The organism is Sphingomonas sp. AC449 (assembly GCF_979253475.1).
The window spans coordinates 125825-141919 of record NZ_CEEDCZ010000001.1 but is presented as its reverse complement, the minus strand read 5'-3'; the positions used below and the strand labels follow the sequence as shown (position 1 = coordinate 141919).

Genomic DNA, 16095 nt, shown 5'->3' with positions numbered 1-16095 from the left:
GTCTCGGGCTCCACCCCGTTACGGCAGTGGAACCTTTCGATTGATGGGCGCGATATAGGTTGGCTCGCGCTTGCCGCAAGATTGTACGGCCCGTAGAGATAGCAAGAGGGGATAGCGGAAGTGGCAATCATGACGATGCGTGGTATTTTTGCAGGGATCGCCGTGGTGGCGACGGCCGGCTGCGCGCAACCGAAGCAGCTGTCCGTCGATGGCGCCTGGGTGCGGCTGGCTGCGGTGCAGGGGCGCCCGGCGGCGGCCTATTTGACGATCCATGGCGGACCGGCCGATGCGACGCTGATCAACGTCACCACCGATGTCGCGATCCGCGCAGAGATGCATGAGAGCATGGCGTCAGGCGGCGTCACGTCGATGAAACCGATCCCCCGCGTAGCAATCCCTGCCGACACCGACGTCGTGTTCGCACCCGGTGGCCGTCACGTCATGCTGTACAACATGAACCCGGGAATTACCCCCGGGGGGCGCCTTATCACGCTCACGCTCAGCTTCGCCGACGGTACGCGGATCCTGCAGAACGCGACGGTCGTCGGCGCCGGCGACACCGGAGCGAAGTGAGCGATCCCGATCGGTCGGCGCGGGCTCTCACCCCGGCCGAGACAGCGCTCGCCGCATCGGTCTTCGGCGATGCGATCGACTATGCGCCGGTACGGCTGGCGCGCCGCAAATGGGCGTTCTTCCAGCCGCGCGACACGGTGATGGCGCCGCGCGGGTGCATCCATTTCCACCCCAAGGGCGATCTGTGGTGCGACGATTTCGCGCACGCTCATCTGACGCTGCAAGGGCTGTTCATCCACGAGATGACGCACATCTGGCAGCATCAGCGCGGCGTCTTCCTCCCGCTCGCGCGACATCCATGGTGCCGCTACGACTATGCGTTCCGGCCCGGCGTCGCGCTGCACCGCTATGGCATCGAACAGCAGGGCGAGATCGTGCGTCACGCGTTCCTGCTGCGCGCCGGGGCCAAGGTCGCGGGCGCACCGCCGCTTGCGCAGTACGAGACGGTACTGCCCTTCACGCCACGGGCGACACCCCGTCATCCTGACGAAAGTCAGGATCCAGGATAATGGAGACCGGCGTACCTGGCTCTGGATCCTGACCTTCGTCAGGATGACGGAGCGTGGTTTATCGCGCCGCCCCCCCAAACCGTCATCCCAGCGAGCGCTGGGATCTCAAGCGGCTCTGTCACAGGGAGATCCCGGCTTTCGCTGGGATGACGGTGGATCGCTGGCCGCGGCAGCGGTCTCAGAGCCAGCTGCGCCCATCCGGCCCCGCACAGCCATAAGGCGGCAATTGCCCGAAAAACCGCGCCTGCATCTTGTGACAGCCCCAGCTACGCAACGGCGCAGGCGCATGGCTGTTCAGTGCGATGCCGACCTCGTCATACGGGCTCTCGCCGCGCGCGACATACATGTACCAGCGCCCGCCGAACATGACCGTGGCGGCGACGAGTACGACGCATATCACCTGGAAAATTTTCTGCATGTTCGCCCCTTTTCGTGATCGAGGGCGCCCCGTTGCAGACAAGATTGATCCCGATCAACCACCGGCAGGCAAGCTCCGCCGGCGGTGATCGGCACGCTAAAGCGCGTCGAAATCGATAGGTCGTGTCCGATCAAGCGCTTGCGGCGCTTCCGGCATCGGATATTTCAGTCCGGTCGCACAATTAAAAAGTACGACGCGGTCATCCTCGTCGACCAGTCCGGTGTTCAGCGCCTGATGATAGGCCGCGAGCGTCGCGCCGCCTTCAGGGCACAGCAGCAGGCCGTCCTGCTTCGCCGCCGCCTCGACTGCCTTGAGGATCGCGGGATCGCCGACCGCCATCGCCTGCCCGCCGCTCTCGCGGACCGCGCGCAGGATCAGGAAGTCGCCAACCGCCTTTGGCACGCGGATGCCCGCCGCGACGGTGCTCGCATCCTCCCAGCGCTCGGCATGCTCCTCGCCCGCCTCGAACGCGCGGACGATCGGCGCACAGCCGCTCGCCTGCACCGCGAACATCTTGGGTCGCTCCGATCCGATCCAGCCGAGCTGCTCGAGTTCGTCGAACGCCTTCCACATCCCGATCAGCCCGGTGCCGCCGCCGGTCGGGTAGAAGATCGCATCGGGCAGTTTCCAGCCGAACTGCGCGGCGAGTTCCAGCCCCATCGTCTTCTTGCCCTCGATCCTGTAGGGCTCCTTCAACGTCGAGAAGTCGAACCAGCGCCCCTCGGCGGCGCCCTTGCCGACGATCGCGCCGCAATCGTCGATCAGCCCGTTGACGCGCCAGACGCGCGCGCCCTGCATCGCGATCTCGCGGACGTTGATCTCGGGGGTGTCGTCGGGACACAGCACGATCGTCTCGATCCCGCAGCGCGTCGCATAGGCGGCCAGCGCCGCGCCGGCATTGCCGTTGGTCGGCATCGCGATTCTGGTGACTCCGAGCTCCTTCGCCATCGCCACCGCCATGACCAGCCCGCGCGCCTTGAAGCTGCCGGTCGGGAGGCGACCTTCGTCCTTCACGAGAAGGTTGGGGCCGCCGGACTTGGTCAGCGGCACCAGCGGCGTCTCGATCTCGCCGAGGCTGACGATGTTGGACGTCTGCCGCACGGGCAGAAGCTCGCGCCACCGCCACAGATCGGTCGGCCGCGCCGCAATCGTGTCGCGCGAAATCACCGAACGCACCGCGTCGAGGTCGTAGCGGACGAGCAGCGGCCTGCCCGCGCGCGAAAGGCCATGAAGCTGGTCCGCCTCGTAGCGTTCGCCGGTAATCGAGCATTCGAGATGCGTGACGAACGTCTCGCGATCGGTGGTGAGATTCTCGTTCATGGCGTCATCCCGGCGAGGCAGAAAATTGCGTGCCGTCGCCTGCCGTTCCCCCGCGAAGGCGGGGGCCCAGGGTCACAGGCGACAGCGTTTGGAACCCTGGGCCCCCGCCTTCGCGGGAGAACAGCAGCCCGGCAGGCTCAGCCCGCCTTGGCGACGCCCACCATCGCGGGACGCAGCAGGCGGTCCTTGATCATGTATCCCGCCTGCATTTCCTGGACGATCGTGCCGGCCGGCTGGTCGCTCGGGATCTCGAGCATCGCCTGGTGCTTGTTCGGGTCGAGCATCTGGCCCTCGGCAGCGATCTTGGTGATGCCGTGGCGCTGGAACACGCTCTCCAGCTCGCGACCCGTCGCCTCGAGCCCGGTCACGAGCCCCTTCATCTTGTCGTCCGCACGCAGGTCCGCCGGGATCGCTGACAGGCCGCGGGCGAGGTTGTCGGCAACCGACAGCACGTCGCGGGCAAACGCGGTGGCGGCATAGGCGCGTGCGTCCTGCGCTTCCTTCTCGGCGCGGCGGCGGACGTTCTGGATCTCGGCCTGCGCATACAGAACGTTCTGCTTGGCTTCGGCGAGCTGGTTCTCGAGCTCGGCGACGCGGTCGTTCGCGGCGACTTCGGGCGCGTCCTCGGCGGTCTCTTCGCGCAGGTCGGCAGGCGTGTTCTGGTCGATATCGGACATGGTTTTCCCTATAAGTTGGGCCCGCTCAACCCATCAACCGGGCGAGCGTTGCAGCCGTGAAATCCACCATGGGCACGACGCGCGCATAGTTCAACCGCGTGGGGCCGATCACGCCCACCACGCCGACCACCCGGCCGTCGAGACCACGAAACGGTCGCGCGATCACCGAAGACCCTGAAAGCGCGAACAATTTTGTCTCGGCGCCGATGAAAATCCGCGTCGAATCGCCCGCCCGCGCGCTGTCGAGAAGCGATGCGACTTCCTGTTTTCCCTCGAGGTCGTCGAGCAGGTCGCGGACCCGGTCGAGATCGGCGGCAGCGGCGGCGTCGATCAGCCGTCCCTGCCCGCGCACGATCAGTACGGGGCGGCGATCGGCATCCTCGCTCCACACCGCGATCCCGCGCTCGACCAGCGTCCGCGCCGCGCCGTCAAGCGCCGCCTGCCCGTCCGCCAGCTCGCGCTCGATCCGGCCCCGCGCCTCGGCCAGCGTCAGCCCGCCGAGCGTTGCCGACATGTAATTGCCCGCCTCGATCAGCGCGGACGTCGACATCCCCTTCGGCAGCGCGATCACGCGGTTCTCGACCGATCCATCCTCGCTGACGAGCACCGCCAGCGCCTGTTCGGGCGACAGCGCGACGAACGCGATCTGGCGCAGCTTCAGCTCGCGCTTGGGCACCATCACCAGCCCCGCGCACGCCGACAGGCCCGACAGCGCGAGCGTGGTGGCGGCGAGCGCCTCCTCGACCGGACCACCGACGCCGGCGCGCGCCTCGATCGTCTGGCGCTCCTCGAACGAGGGCTCCATCGCCTGCATCATCCCGTCGACGAACAGTCGCAGGCCGCGATCGGTCGGCATCCGCCCCGCGCTCGTATGCGGGCTGGCGAGCAGCCCGAGGCCTTCGAGCTCGCCCATCACGCCGCGAATCGACGCGGGCGACAGGCTGAGCCCCGCAAGTTGCGCGATCGTCTTCGACCCGACCGGCGTCCCGCTCGCGAGATAGCTGTCGACGACCGCACGAAAAATATCGCGCGCGCGGTCGGTCAGTTCGGTGACGGGGGGCGTGGCCATCTGGGTGATCTAGGGCGGATCGACTGGCGTAAAAAGGGATAATGCAAACCGCTCCCCGCCCTGCCCCTCACGCCGTCATCCTGACGAAAGTCAGGATCCAGAGCCAGGGACGACAGCATTCGGTTACTCTGGATCCTGACTTTCGTCAGGATGACGGGGGGCTGGATGACGGGGAGACTGGATGACGGGAAGGCTGGCGAGCGACCGGACGAAAGGCTAGGCAGCGCACAATCATTCAACCCTCGCTGTTAGGATATCGACCATGCGCCCATCCGGCCGCGCCCCAGACCAGATGCGTGAGATCACGATCGAACCCCGCTTCACCAAGCATGCCGAGGGCTCCGTCCTGATCGGCTTCGGCGACACCAAGGTGCTCGTCACCGCCAGCGTCGAGGAGAAGGTCCCGCCGTTCATGCGCGGCAAGGGCGAAGGTTGGGTGACCGCCGAATATGGCATGCTCCCGCGCTCGACCAACACGCGCAACAACCGCGAGGCGGCCAAGGGCAAGCAGTCGGGTCGCACGCAGGAGATCCAGCGTCTGATCGGGCGCTCCTTGCGCGCGGTCACCGATCTGAAACTGCTCGGCGAGCGCCAGATCGTGATCGACTGCGACGTGATCCAGGCCGATGGCGGCACGCGCACCGCGTCGATCTCGGGCGGCTGGGTCGCGCTCCGGCTCGCGATCGACGGGCTGCTCGCGAGCGGCAAGCTGACCGCGGACCCGCTGACGCAGAAGGTCGCCGCGATCAGCTGCGGCATCTACCAGGGCAATCCCGTGCTCGACCTCGACTATATCGAGGATTCGGGTGCGGATGCGGACGCGAACTTCGTCCTGCTCGAAAACGGCAACATCGCCGAGGCGCAGGCGACCGCCGAGGGCGCGACCTATGACGAGGAAGCGCTGCTCCGCCTGCTCCGCCTCGCGCGGATCGGCTGCACGGACATCTTCGCCGCGCAGGCAAAGGCCGTCGCCAAGTGAGCGGCGAAGGCAGCACCCCGCAGGCGATCCGCAAGCTCCAGCCCGGCAAGCTGGTCATCGCCAGCCACAACAAGGGCAAGGTCCGCGAGATCGCCGACCTGCTCGCAGGCCGCGGGTTCGAGGTGGTGTCCGCCGCCGAACTCGACCTGCCCGAGCCGGTCGAGACGGGGACGACGTTCTTCGCCAATGCCGAACTGAAGGCACGCTCTGCGGCCGACCTGTCGGGCTATCCGGCGCTCGCGGACGATAGCGGGCTGTGCGTCGATGCGCTGAACGGCGATCCCGGCGTGTACACCGCGGACTGGGCTGAGACGCCCGATGGGCGCGACTGGAACCTCGCGATGCGCAAGGTCGAGGACGCGCTCGCCGCCAAGGGTCCCGATGCAAGCCGCGGCGCGCATTTCGTCAGCGTGCTCGCGCTCGCCTGGCCCGACGGCCATGTCGAATGGTTCGAGGGCCGCGCCGAGGGCACGCTCGTCTGGCCGCCGCGTGGTCGGGTCGGCTTTGGCTATGATCCGATGTTCGTCCCGCACGGCTATGACGAGACCTATGCCGAACTCCCGCATGAGACGAAGAACGCGATCAGCCACCGCACCGAGGCGTTCGAACTGCTGAAAGCCGCGGTCTTCTGAAGCCCGGGGGAGGGATCGTCCCTCCCCTACCCTGTGCCCGTCACCCCAGCGAACGCTGGGGTCTCACCATTGGAAAGGGTGCGGCCCGAACCGGAAGACCCCAGCGTTCGCTGGGGTGACAGAGCACAGCGTTCGACCGGAGCGCAATCAGAACGTCCGCTCGCCGACCACGTTACCCGGCGGCGAATAGCGGCATACCAGGTAATCGTCGCGGTCGTTGCTGGCGGTCGCGCAGCCCACCGCGGTCGAGTTGCGCCACACGATCTGCGTATAGTGCGCGACGTCTTCCCATTTGCTCGTCCGGCTGAAGGCGGGCGTCACGCCGTTGACGAAATCGCGTTTCTCCGCGACCCAGTGGCCGATCATCTCCGGATAGGCATAGGCCGCGCGCGTCCCCGTCCACAGATTCTCGCCCTCGCGCCCCGGTCCCTGCGGTTGCGCCGCATGCTCGAACTTGCGGGTCCGCGCCATCTCCTCGGCATAGCTGCGCGCGGTCGTCGCCAGCGTATCGCTCCACACCAGCGGCGGTACGCCGACCGCGGCGCGCGCGGCATTGTGCCCCTCCATCATCACCGCCTTGAGCAGCGCCGCCCCGCGTGGCGCAGGCGCCTGCGTCTCACGCCGCTCGACCACGCGCTCGGGCCCCTGTGCGCAGCCCGCGATCATCAGTGCCGCCGCCACCGTCAAACCCGACCAAACCCGCATTGCGCTTCCTTCCGCCGCGCCATGCGACCATATGCGCCACATAATGTCCGTCGTCGAAACACCAAGCCCCGCCCGCGATCACGCCAGCGATCGACCGGGCGATCTCGCGCTCTACGTCCACTGGCCGTTCTGCGTGTCGAAATGCCCCTATTGCGACTTCAACAGCCATGTCCGCGAAGGCGTCGACCAGGCCGCCTGGCGCGCCGCATTGCTCACCGATCTGGCGCACGAGGCCAGCGTGCTGCCGGGGCGCAAGCTTCAGTCGATCTTCTTCGGCGGGGGCACGCCGTCGCTCATGCCCCCCGACACCGTCGCCGCGATCCTCGATGCCGCCGACCGGGCGTGGGGATTTGCCGACAAGATCGAGATCACGCTGGAGGCCAACCCCTCCTCGGTCGAGGCCGCGCGCTTTGCCGATCTCGCGCGCGCGGGCATCAACCGCGTGTCGCTGGGATTGCAGTCGCTCGACGATCAGGCGCTCAAATTCCTCGGTCGCGCGCATGACGTGAACGAAGGACAGGCGGCGCTCGGCATCGCGCAGAGCGTCTTTCCGCGTGTCAGCTTCGACCTGATCTATGCCCTGCCCGGGCAGCGCCTTGCCGACTGGCGCGCCGAACTCGCGCGCGCGCTGAGCTTCGGGACCGAACACCTGTCGCTCTACCAGCTGACGATCGAGCCCGGCACGCGCTTCGCGACGGATGCGCTCGCCGGCCGGATCGTCATTCCCGACGGCGATTCCGCCGCCGACCTGTTCGAGGCGACGCGCGCCGATACAGCCGCTGCCGGCCTGCCGGCCTACGAGACGTCGAACCACGCACGACCGGGATCGGAAAGCCGCCACAACCTCGCCTATTGGCGATATCAGGATTATGCCGGGATCGGCCCCGGCGCGCATGGTCGCCGTGGCGGGCTCGCAACGGTGCGCCGCAAGAAGCCCGAGAACTGGATGGCGGCGATCGAGCGCAACGGCCACGGCATGGAGGTCGAGGATCCGCTGACCCCGTCGACGCGCGCGACCGAGGCGCTGCTGATGGGGCTTCGGCTCGCGGAGGGCGTCGATCTCGACCGGATCACGCGGCTCAACGCCGGCGTCGTTCCCGTCGACCTCGCGGCGGTCGAACGGCTCGAGGCGCTTGGCCTGATCGCCAGGTCACCCGGCCGGTTGCGCGTCACCGAGGCGGGCGCGCTGCTCCTCGACGCGATCCTGCCCGAAATCGTGACGGCCTGACCTGCTCTCCCGCCACGCGCGGGAGAGCAGGAGGCGCCAAGCCTATTTCCCGAACCCGGTTGGCGCCGGCGAGACCACGCTCGTCGTCCCGCCGCGGATCTCCTTCACCTCCAGCGCGCGCTCGGCGACGTTGTCGCGGCCGAAGCGGAACGCACCGTCGATACCCGAAAAACCATCCCCGTCGCGCAGCTTGGAGACCGGGAACGCCGTCCCCGGCTTCCAGTCGCGCGCAATCCGCACCGTCAGCAGCACCGAATCATAGCCGAGGCTCGACAGACGGAACGGCCCGCTGCCGAACCGCGCCCGATATTTGGCGGCATATTGCCGGTACAGCGTATCCGAAACGCTCGCATACCATGCACCGCTGAGCGACGGCCTGCTGGCAATGCTCGATTCGGAATTCCACAATTCGGTCCCGAGGATCCGCGTCGAGGCACCTGCCCCGCGCTTCACCAGTGCGGCCGCGGACGCCGCCGTGTTGCCGCTGTCGGCGATCAGCACCGCATCATAGGGCGCCTTCGCCGCCAGTCGCGTAACCGCACCCGACACACCCCCCGCAGTCCGGCCATAGGTCTGGAGCGAGACGACCTGGCCGCCCGCGCCCTCGACCGCGCGCAGGAACGCGGTCGATGCCCGCTCGCCGTACAGCCCGTTGGGGATGAGCCCGGCGAAATTGCTGACACCGCGCTCCTTGGCGAAATCGACCACGCGCGTGATCGCCTGCGTCGGCACATAGCCCATCAGATACGCGCCATTGCCCGCGACCCCGAGGTCGTTCGAAAAGCTCAGCACCGGCACACCAGCCGCGCGCGCGATCGGCGCGACCGTCCGCACGTCGTCGGACAGCAGCGGCCCGAGGATCAGCTGCGCGCCCTCGGCGATCGCGCGCTGCGCAGCGGCGGCGGCACCCGTCGCGGTATCATAGTTGGTGATCCGGACGCGCTGGTTCTGCGTATCGAGCAGCGCCATCATCGTCGCGTTCGCGATCGACGTCCCGACGCCCGCATTGCTCCCCGACAGCGGCACCAGCAGCGCGACGCGGTTGCGCTCGGCATCACGCGGGATGCCGGCCTCGACGTCGAGCGTGGGACGCTCCGCCGGCCGCGTGGTCGGGCGCTGCTGCGACGGCTCGACCGGGCCGCGCGGGACGATCGTCTGGCACGCCCCCAGCAGGCACGCTGCCGTCAGCGCAACCCCGCGCACCGTCAGACGCCCAAACGCGTGCATCTGTCTGCGGCCCGATTGCCCAATCGTCGCTACGTCTGCCATGACAATCCCCATGAACCCTGAAACCCTATTGAACCCCGGCCTCTACATCGTCGCGACCCCGATCGGCAATCTTGGCGACCTGTCGCCGCGTGCCGCCGATATCCTCAGCCGCGCCGACGTGATCGCGGTCGAGGACAGCCGGGTGACCGCCGGGCTGCTTCGCCATGTCGGGACGAAGACGCCGATGGTCCCGTATCACGATCACAATGCCGAAGGGGTGCGCCCCGGCCTGATCGCCCGCATGGCAACGGAGGCGGTCGCGCTCGTGTCGGATGCGGGGACGCCGTTGATCTCCGATCCCGGTTTCAAGCTGGTCCGCGACGCGCGTGCGGCGGGGCATCTCGTCGTCACGATCCCGGGCCCGTGTGCGGCGGTCGCCGCGCTGACGCTCGCCGGGCTGCCGACCGACCGGTTCCTGTTCGTCGGGTTCCTCCCGTCCAAGGCGCACGCCCGCGCGGAGGCGATCGCCGAGATCGCGACGATCCGCGCAACGCTGGTCCTGTACGAATCGGGCCCGCGGCTCGGCGCCAGCCTCGCCGCGCTCGCCGAGGGACTTGGCGATCGCGAGGCGGCGGTCACGCGCGAGATCACCAAGAAATTCGAGGAGGCGGTGACCGGCACGCTGTCCACGCTCGCCGCGCGCTATGCCGACGCCCCGCCGCGCGGCGAGATCGTCATCGTCGTCGCCCCGCCGGGCGAGGCGCCGCCCGCGAGCGCGGAGGACGCCGACGTGGCGCTTGCCGAGGCGCTGACCCGCCTGTCGACCGGCCAGGCCGCGAGTGAGGTCGCAAAGGCGCTCGGGCTCGACCGCAAGACGCTCTACGCGCGGGCGCTCGTGCTGAAGCAGGATCGCTGAGGCCGGGCTTGCCGGCGGCGCGTAACACTATGGGAACGCTATGAACGACGATGCACAAGGCGTGGTGGTCGACCGGAGGATCGTGCCCTTCCCGACATCGATCAGCGCCCCCGCACGCGCCGCGCTGCAACGGCTGGTCGGCGACGACGGCACACCGGTCCACGCGCTGTACGCGATGCCCGACCCGACCGATCACGACGGCTGGATACGGATGAAGGCCGCGGTCGATGCGCAATATGCCGCCTCGGTCGAGGGGCTGGCAGGCGGGCTGCACGCGCGCGTCGAGACGATCCGCATGGGCAGCGCGATCGTCCACGTCGCGACGCCCGACACGATCGCGCGCGCGGACTGCGCCTATATCGACCTGCACGGCGGTGCGCTGGTATTCGGTGGCGGCCAGGCGTGTCGCGCCGGTGCGCAGATGCAGGCGGATGCGCATAGCGTCCGCTGCTACGCCGTCGATTATCGCACCCCGCCCGAACACCCCTATCCCGCCGCGCTGGACGACTGCATGGCAGCGTATCGCCATGTGCTCGAACGGCACGCGCCCGGAAACATCGTCGTCGGCGGAAGATCGGCGGGCGGCAACCTCGCCGCGGCAATGCTTCTGCGTGCGCGCGACGAAGGGCTGCCGCTCCCCGCGGGACTGGTATTGCTGTCGCCGCAGGTCGACCTGACCGAATCGGGCGACAGCTTCGCGACCAACCGCACGATCGACGTCGTGCTGCCCGGGTCGCTGATGGCGAGCAATCTGCTGTATGCGAACGGCGCGGACCTCGCCGCCCCCCTCGTCTCCCCGCTCTTCGGCGATCCCACCGGCTTCCCAGCGACCTTCCTGCAGACCGGCACGCGCGATCTGTTCCTGTCCAGCACCGTCCGCATGCACCGCGCGCTGCTGCGGGCCGGCGTCGCTGCCGAACTCCACGTCTTCGAGGCGATGCCGCATGGCGGGTTCATGGGAGGAACGCCCGAGGACCGCGAGCTCGCCGATGCGATTGCCCGATTCGTCGAGGCGCGCTGGCCGTAACGTTAGAACGCGGCATGCGGTCTTGCCCGCTCGCCCGCTGGCGGGCACCCTGCTCTCATGGCCGGACCCCGCCCCGTCAAACGACCCGCTCGAAGCGCGGCATCGCGCCGCCAGGCGGACGACGCGGGACGGCGCGGGGAGCGGCTCGCCGGCTGGTGGCTCCGCTTGAAGGGCTGGCAGATCCTCGACCGCCGGGTCCGCACCCCGGCCGGCGAAGTCGATCTCGTCGCGCGCAAGGGCAGTCTCGTCGCCTTCGTCGAGGTGAAGACGCGCGCGACCGTTGCCGACCTCGACTTCGCGATCGACGAACGCCGGCTTGCGCGCGTCGCGGCGGCGGCGGAATATCTGATGTCGCGCTATGCCGGGCCGACCGACGACATCCGCGTCGACGTGATCCTGCTCGCCCCCGGCACTCGGCCGCGGCACATCGAGAATGCATGGATCGGATAGAGGCCCGCCCCCGTCATCCTGACGAAAGTCAGGACCCAGGATTACTCTGGGCATCTCTGTTTGGCTCTGGGTCCTGACTTTCGTCAGGATGACGGCAGGGGGCGTGGGTGACCGGGTGACTTCGCCCCCGCGCGCACCTACATGCGCTCGACCGAACAGAAGGAAGACGCATGAGCCTCACCGTCGCCGTCCAGATGGACCCGCTCGACAGCATCAACATCGCCGGCGACTCGAGCTTCGCGCTGATGCTGACGGCGCAAGAGCGTGGCCATAGCCTCTTCCACTATGCCGCCGAGGATCTGAACTACCGCGACGGGCGGGTCTGGGCGAAGGCGTATCCCGTCACCGTGCAGCGCGTCGTCGGCGACCATTTCTCGGTCGGCGAGCCCGTGAACCTCGATCTCGGCGACGAGGCCGACGTGGTGCTCATGCGCCAGGACCCGCCGTTCGATCTCGGCTACATCACCGCCACGCACCTGCTCGAGCGGATCGCGGACACGACGCTGGTCGTCAACGACCCCGCGCAGGTCCGCAACGCACCCGAAAAGGTGTTCGTGCTCGATTATCCGCAGTTCATGCCGCCGACGCTCGTCACGCGCAGCCTCGACGAAGCGCGCAAGTTCCTTGCCGAGCACGGCGCGATCGTCATCAAGCCGCTGCACGGCAATGGCGGCAAGGCGATCTTTAAGGTCGAATCCGACGGCGCCAACCTGTCCGCGCTGATCGAGGTGTTCAACATGACGTGGCGCGAACCACACATGGTGCAGGCGTTCCTCCCCGACGTCGCGAAGGGCGACAAGCGGATCGTGCTGGTCGACGGCGAGATCGCGGGTGCGATCAACCGGCTGCCCGGCGAGGGCGAGATCCGTTCCAACCTCGCGGTTGGCGGGTCGGCGGAGAAGACCGAGTTGACCGACAAGGAGCGCGAGATCTGCGCGGTGCTCGGGCCCGAACTCAAGAAACGCGGGCTGCTGTTCGTCGGGATCGACGTGATCGGCGGCAAGTGGCTGACCGAGATCAACGTCACCTCGCCGACCGGGATCGTCGCAATCGACCGGTTCAATGGGACCGACATCGCCGGCATGATCTGGGACGCGATCGAGGCAAAGGTAAAGGCCGGCGTAAACCGCGGCGCCTGACCGCGCGACAATCACCACCGCGCAGCCCGTCAGGGCCTGATAGGAGGGATCGCGCCGCCCGCGCGGCTCCTCGGTATGCCCGTTGTTCGATCAGGCCCGGGTGCGTGTAACCACGGGCGCTCGGCGGAACACATCCGCGGTGCCGGAAGTATCTGATACCCATGACCGAATTCATCATCAACCTGATCGCCTGGGGCGGGTATTTCGGCATCTTCCTGCTGATGGCACTCGAGAACATCGTGCCTCCCGTTCCGTCCGAGGTCATCATGGGGCTGGGCGGGATCGCGGTCGCGCGCGGCCATATGACGGTCATCCCGTTGATCGCAGCGGGGACCGTCGGCTCGGTCGTCGGCAATTACTTCTGGTATTATATCGGCCGGAACATCGGCTACGAGCGGTTCCGCCCGTTCGTCGAACGCCATGGCCGCTGGCTCACGATCGAATGGTCCGACATCGAGAAGGTCCACCGGTTCTTTGTGAAGCGCGGCGGCTGGGTGATCTTCGTATTCCGCTTCATGCCGACATTCCGCACGGTGATTTCGCTGCCCGCGGGGATGACGTGCATGCCGATCTGGAAGTTCGTCGTCTGGACCGCGGCGGGCAGCGCGATCTGGAACACCGTGCTCGCCTATGCCGGGATCCTGCTCGGCTCGCGGTTCGAACAGCTCGATCGCTATGTCGGCCCCGTCTCGGTCGCGACGTTCGTCATCATCGCGCTGCTCTATGGCTGGCGCGTCCTGACCTGGAAGCCGAAGGGCTGATCACGCGCGTGGATGCGCGTTGCGATACACGTCCATCAGATGCGCGGCGTCGACCTGCGTGTAGATTTGCGTCGAACTCAGGCTCGCATGCCCGAGCAGTTCCTGCAGCGCGCGCAAATCCGCCCCCCGCCCCAGCAGGTGCGTCGCGAAGCTGTGGCGCAGCGCATGCGGCGTGGTCCGCTCGCTGAGGCCCAGTCGCGCACGCGCGGCGCGCACCGATTTCCTGACCACGGTCGGCGCCAGCGGCCCGCCCTTTGCCCCCCGGAATATCGGTTCGTCCCGGACGAGTGGCCACGGACACTGCGCGGCATAGGCTGCGATCGCGTCGCGCACCTGCGGCAGCAGCGGGACGATCCGCGTCTTCTCCCGCTTGCCCGTCACCCGAAGCGTTTCGCCGAGCGGCAGGATCGCACCGCGCAGCGCGACCGCCTCGCCGATCCGCAGTCCGCCACCATAGAGCAGCATGAGCACCGCCCAGTCGCGCGCGCCGATCCACGGCTCGGCGGCATCGTCGGCGACCTCCTCGGCGAGCGCCACGGCCTCGGCGGGCGAGATCGGACGCGGCACCCCCTTGTGGACGCGGGGTCCCTTCAGCCGGACGACGTCCGTTTCCGGGTTCGCCCAGGCGAGGAAGCCGCGCACCGCGGACAGCTCGCGCGCGGTCGAAGCATTGCCGAGTCCCTCGCCGCGCCGATGCGCGAGATACGCGCGAAGCTCGGCCGTACCGACGCGGGCGAGCGCCATCCGGTCGACCGGGCCACCCCAGTGACCGACGAGAAACGCCGTCAGCCGCTCCGCCGCCCCACGATAGGCGCGGACGGTATGCGCCGAGCGCAACCGGTCCCGGGCCAAATGATCCGCCCAGAGCATCGACGCGGGAAGGCTTGCGGTTTTCGTCATCGATCCATGCTAGGGCGTTTTAACGTCAAAGAAAATTAACGGTCTGGGGTTATCAGGACTCATGTCATCCACCGACCTGATCGCTGTCGATGCGCACGCTTCCGCACCTGCCAATACAGGAAGCGACGCCGCGTTCGAAGACCGTCGGGTCGCAATGTTGCATGCATTGGCGTTGCTCGACACCGACCCCGAACGCGAGTTCGACTCGCTGGTCGCGCTCGCCGCAGAGATGCTCGATTGCCCGACCGCGCTGATGACGCTGGTCGATCGCGACCGGTTGTGGATCAAGGCTGCGAACTCGGGCGAGCAGCAGGAATTTCGCCGCGAAGACGGATTCTGCAACTACACGATCCGCGGCACCGACCCGCTGGTCATCGGCGATCTGAGCCTCGACCCGCGCTTCGAGACGAACGCACTGGTCGCCGCGCCCGATGGTGCGCGCTTCTACGCGGGCGCGCCGATCCACGCGACCGACGACGGCGGCAATCGCTATGCGATCGGTGCGCTCTGCGTGCTCGATACCAATCCGCGGAGCCTCACCGACGCCGGCCGCCGCGCGCTGCAGCATCTCGCCGTCCTGGCCGAAACGACGATCGCCGCGCGGACCTCGGCGCAGAAGGCGCTGGCGATCGCGGTCACTGCCGAGCGGCAGTCGGCAACGCTGACGCGACAGGACCAGATCTTTCGCCAGGCCGAGCGCATGGCGGCGATCGGGTCGTGGCGCGCGGTCTGGCCCGACGGCCCCGTCGACTGGTCGGACGGCGTCTTCCGCATCCACGACCTGCCGATCGGGGCGACGCCGCGTCCCGAGGAAGCGCTCGCTTTCTATCCCCCGCATGCGCGCGGACAGGTCGCGGAGGCGATGACCTCGCTATTCGAAACCGGAAGCCCGTTCGATTTCGAAGTGGATTTCCTGACCGCTGCGGGCGAACCGCGCCGGGTGCGCATCCTCGGCGAGCGCGAGGCCAGTGGCGAGTCGGCCTATGACGATCAGGTCGCGCTCATCGGAATTTTCCAGGACGTCACCGACCGCCACGCGCTCGAGGTCTCGCTGCGACGCAGTGCGGATACCGACGCGCTGACCGGCATCGCCAATCGTGCCGCGTTCGACCGCGCGTTGCAGGCGGCGATGGCGCGCGCGCGGTGCGACCAGACGCCCCTCATGCTCGCGCTGGTCGATCTCGACGGGTTCAAGGCGATCAACGACACGCTGGGCCACAATGCCGGCGACGACGTCCTGCGCGAGGTGGGCGACGTGCTGCGCGCGCCATGGCTGTGCGGCAGCTTCGCCGCGCGGCTCGGCGGCGACGAATTCGCCGTCATCCTCGAGGATCCCGCGCTCGTCTCGGCGCCCGACGACGTCACGCTCCGCCTGCAGGATGCGCTCCGCTTTCCCGTCGTCCAGGACGGCCTCGCGATGGTCAGCGCAGGGACCGTCGGTCTCGCCGCGCTCCAGCCCGACACGCATTCGATCCGCGATTTCGTCCACCGGGCCGACACGCATCTGTACAAGGCCAAGCGCGAACGCATCGGCGAGCGGCGGCGGGGGAACCAGCAGCGCGCTGCCTGACCGACGCCGGCGA

General features: G+C 68.1%; 18 protein-coding genes. 11 read left to right on the top strand and 7 right to left on the bottom strand.

Annotation, left to right across the window (positions count from 1 at the left end; translation table 11 throughout):
* Positions 1-129: 129 nt before the first annotated feature.
* Together AC0CH3_RS00685 and AC0CH3_RS00680 are read left to right on the top strand one after the other, a co-directional pair.
* Entirely contained in the window at positions 130-573 is a 444-nt protein-coding gene (locus AC0CH3_RS00685) for a copper chaperone PCu(A)C (protein WP_465237457.1), read from the top strand.
* Complete coding sequence (locus AC0CH3_RS00680) at positions 570-1082, top strand: vgr related protein (protein ID WP_354301344.1); 513 nt, start codon at positions 570-572, stop codon at positions 1080-1082. Before AC0CH3_RS00685 ends, AC0CH3_RS00680 begins: the two co-directional genes overlap by 4 nt.
* 178 nt (positions 1083-1260) lie before the next feature.
* Here the strand turns inward: AC0CH3_RS00680 and AC0CH3_RS00675 are convergent, their stop codons facing one another.
* The 4 genes from AC0CH3_RS00675 to hrcA all read right to left on the bottom strand — a co-directional run bounded on the left by AC0CH3_RS00675 (position 1261) and on the right by hrcA (position 4566).
* Positions 1261-1500 (bottom strand): hypothetical protein, encoded by a 240-nt coding sequence (locus AC0CH3_RS00675; protein ID WP_354301342.1) that lies wholly within the window; start codon positions 1498-1500, stop codon positions 1261-1263.
* Positions 1501-1596: 96 nt separating this feature from the next.
* Positions 1597-2820, bottom strand: coding sequence for a threonine synthase (locus AC0CH3_RS00670; protein ID WP_354301340.1), 1224 nt, complete (start codon positions 2818-2820; stop codon positions 1597-1599).
* 137 nt (positions 2821-2957) lie between these two features.
* Complete coding sequence (gene grpE, locus AC0CH3_RS00665; protein ID WP_056016349.1) at positions 2958-3497, bottom strand: nucleotide exchange factor GrpE; 540 nt, start codon at positions 3495-3497, stop codon at positions 2958-2960.
* A gap of 25 nt (positions 3498-3522) precedes the next feature.
* A complete protein-coding gene (hrcA, locus tag AC0CH3_RS00660) occupies positions 3523-4566 on the bottom strand; it encodes a heat-inducible transcriptional repressor HrcA (protein WP_056016352.1) in 1044 nt (347 codons plus the stop codon).
* 262 nt (positions 4567-4828) lie between these two features.
* On the opposite strand from hrcA, the gene rph reads away from it, so the two are divergent.
* Together rph and rdgB are read left to right on the top strand one after the other, a co-directional pair.
* Entirely contained in the window at positions 4829-5545 is a 717-nt protein-coding gene (rph, locus tag AC0CH3_RS00655) for a ribonuclease PH (protein WP_333994616.1), read from the top strand.
* Positions 5542-6177 (top strand): RdgB/HAM1 family non-canonical purine NTP pyrophosphatase, encoded by a 636-nt coding sequence (gene rdgB / locus AC0CH3_RS00650; RefSeq protein WP_056016358.1) that lies wholly within the window; start codon positions 5542-5544, stop codon positions 6175-6177. Before rph ends, rdgB begins: the two co-directional genes overlap by 4 nt.
* Before the next feature lie 147 nt (positions 6178-6324).
* Here rdgB and AC0CH3_RS00645 read toward each other — a convergent pair whose 3' ends face one another.
* On the bottom strand, positions 6325-6882 hold the full coding sequence (locus AC0CH3_RS00645) for a CAP domain-containing protein (protein ID WP_354301337.1): 558 nt from the start codon (positions 6880-6882) through the stop codon (positions 6325-6327).
* Between the two features lie 43 nt (positions 6883-6925).
* Between AC0CH3_RS00645 and hemW the strand changes: the two genes are divergently transcribed.
* Entirely contained in the window at positions 6926-8110 is a 1185-nt protein-coding gene (gene hemW / locus AC0CH3_RS00640; RefSeq protein ID WP_354301335.1) for a radical SAM family heme chaperone HemW, read from the top strand.
* A 42-nt stretch (positions 8111-8152) separates the two neighbouring features.
* Here the strand turns inward: hemW and AC0CH3_RS00635 are convergent, their stop codons facing one another.
* Entirely contained in the window at positions 8153-9337 is a 1185-nt protein-coding gene (locus AC0CH3_RS00635) for a penicillin-binding protein activator (RefSeq protein WP_354302059.1), read from the bottom strand.
* Between the two features lie 52 nt (positions 9338-9389).
* Between AC0CH3_RS00635 and rsmI the strand changes: the two genes are divergently transcribed.
* The 5 genes from rsmI (at position 9390) to AC0CH3_RS00610 (ending at position 13612) form a co-directional block, all read left to right on the top strand.
* A complete protein-coding gene (gene rsmI, locus AC0CH3_RS00630; protein WP_354301333.1) occupies positions 9390-10235 on the top strand; it encodes a 16S rRNA (cytidine(1402)-2'-O)-methyltransferase in 846 nt (281 codons plus the stop codon).
* A gap of 40 nt (positions 10236-10275) precedes the next feature.
* Positions 10276-11262, top strand: a complete 987-nt coding sequence (locus AC0CH3_RS00625; protein WP_354301331.1) for an alpha/beta hydrolase — start codon at positions 10276-10278, stop codon at positions 11260-11262.
* Between the two features lie 57 nt (positions 11263-11319).
* On the top strand, positions 11320-11712 hold the full coding sequence (locus tag AC0CH3_RS00620; RefSeq protein WP_354301329.1) for a YraN family protein: 393 nt from the start codon (positions 11320-11322) through the stop codon (positions 11710-11712).
* 170 nt (positions 11713-11882) lie between these two features.
* Positions 11883-12851 (top strand): glutathione synthase, encoded by a 969-nt coding sequence (gene gshB, locus AC0CH3_RS00615; RefSeq protein ID WP_354301327.1) that lies wholly within the window; start codon positions 11883-11885, stop codon positions 12849-12851.
* Positions 12852-13012: 161 nt separating this feature from the next.
* Positions 13013-13612: a DedA family protein gene (locus AC0CH3_RS00610; RefSeq protein WP_333994628.1), complete on the top strand. Its 600-nt coding sequence runs from the start codon at positions 13013-13015 to the stop codon at positions 13610-13612.
* On the opposite strand, the gene AC0CH3_RS00605 is transcribed toward AC0CH3_RS00610, so the two are convergent.
* Positions 13613-14512: a tyrosine recombinase XerC gene (locus tag AC0CH3_RS00605; protein WP_354301325.1), complete on the bottom strand. Its 900-nt coding sequence runs from the start codon at positions 14510-14512 to the stop codon at positions 13613-13615.
* 154 nt (positions 14513-14666) lie between these two features.
* Here AC0CH3_RS00605 and AC0CH3_RS00600 point away from each other — a divergent pair, with 154 nt between their 5' ends.
* Positions 14667-16082 carry a sensor domain-containing diguanylate cyclase gene (locus tag AC0CH3_RS00600; protein WP_354301323.1) on the top strand — a complete coding sequence of 472 codons (1416 nt, stop codon included), beginning with the start codon at positions 14667-14669 and terminating at the stop codon, positions 16080-16082.
* Positions 16083-16095: the final 13 nt, after the last annotated feature.

What these genes read in the sequence shown, in the direction of transcription:
- rph (WP_333994616.1), top strand. Translation starts at nt 4,829, where the DNA reads ATGCGCCCATCCGGCCGCGCCCCAGACCAGATGCGTGAGATCACGATC.
- AC0CH3_RS00645 (WP_354301337.1), bottom strand. Translation starts at nt 6,882, where the DNA reads ATGCGGGTTTGGTCGGGTTTGACGGTGGCGGCGGCACTGATGATCGCG.
- hemW (WP_354301335.1), top strand. Translation starts at nt 6,926, where the DNA reads ATGTCCGTCGTCGAAACACCAAGCCCCGCCCGCGATCACGCCAGCGAT.
- gshB (WP_354301327.1), top strand. Translation starts at nt 11,883, where the DNA reads ATGAGCCTCACCGTCGCCGTCCAGATGGACCCGCTCGACAGCATCAAC.
- AC0CH3_RS00670 (WP_354301340.1), bottom strand. Translation starts at nt 2,820, where the DNA reads ATGAACGAGAATCTCACCACCGATCGCGAGACGTTCGTCACGCATCTC.
- AC0CH3_RS00620 (WP_354301329.1), top strand. Translation starts at nt 11,320, where the DNA reads ATGGCCGGACCCCGCCCCGTCAAACGACCCGCTCGAAGCGCGGCATCG.
- AC0CH3_RS00600 (WP_354301323.1), top strand. Translation starts at nt 14,667, where the DNA reads ATGTTGCATGCATTGGCGTTGCTCGACACCGACCCCGAACGCGAGTTC.
- AC0CH3_RS00675 (WP_354301342.1), bottom strand. Translation starts at nt 1,500, where the DNA reads ATGCAGAAAATTTTCCAGGTGATATGCGTCGTACTCGTCGCCGCCACG.
- hrcA (WP_056016352.1), bottom strand. Translation starts at nt 4,566, where the DNA reads ATGGCCACGCCCCCCGTCACCGAACTGACCGACCGCGCGCGCGATATT.
- rsmI (WP_354301333.1), top strand. Translation starts at nt 9,390, where the DNA reads ATGAACCCTGAAACCCTATTGAACCCCGGCCTCTACATCGTCGCGACC.
- AC0CH3_RS00625 (WP_354301331.1), top strand. Translation starts at nt 10,276, where the DNA reads ATGAACGACGATGCACAAGGCGTGGTGGTCGACCGGAGGATCGTGCCC.
- AC0CH3_RS00685 (WP_465237457.1), top strand. Translation starts at nt 130, where the DNA reads ATGACGATGCGTGGTATTTTTGCAGGGATCGCCGTGGTGGCGACGGCC.
- grpE (WP_056016349.1), bottom strand. Translation starts at nt 3,497, where the DNA reads ATGTCCGATATCGACCAGAACACGCCTGCCGACCTGCGCGAAGAGACC.
- AC0CH3_RS00635 (WP_354302059.1), bottom strand. Translation starts at nt 9,337, where the DNA reads ATGCACGCGTTTGGGCGTCTGACGGTGCGCGGGGTTGCGCTGACGGCA.
- AC0CH3_RS00605 (WP_354301325.1), bottom strand. Translation starts at nt 14,512, where the DNA reads ATGACGAAAACCGCAAGCCTTCCCGCGTCGATGCTCTGGGCGGATCAT.
- AC0CH3_RS00610 (WP_333994628.1), top strand. Translation starts at nt 13,013, where the DNA reads ATGACCGAATTCATCATCAACCTGATCGCCTGGGGCGGGTATTTCGGC.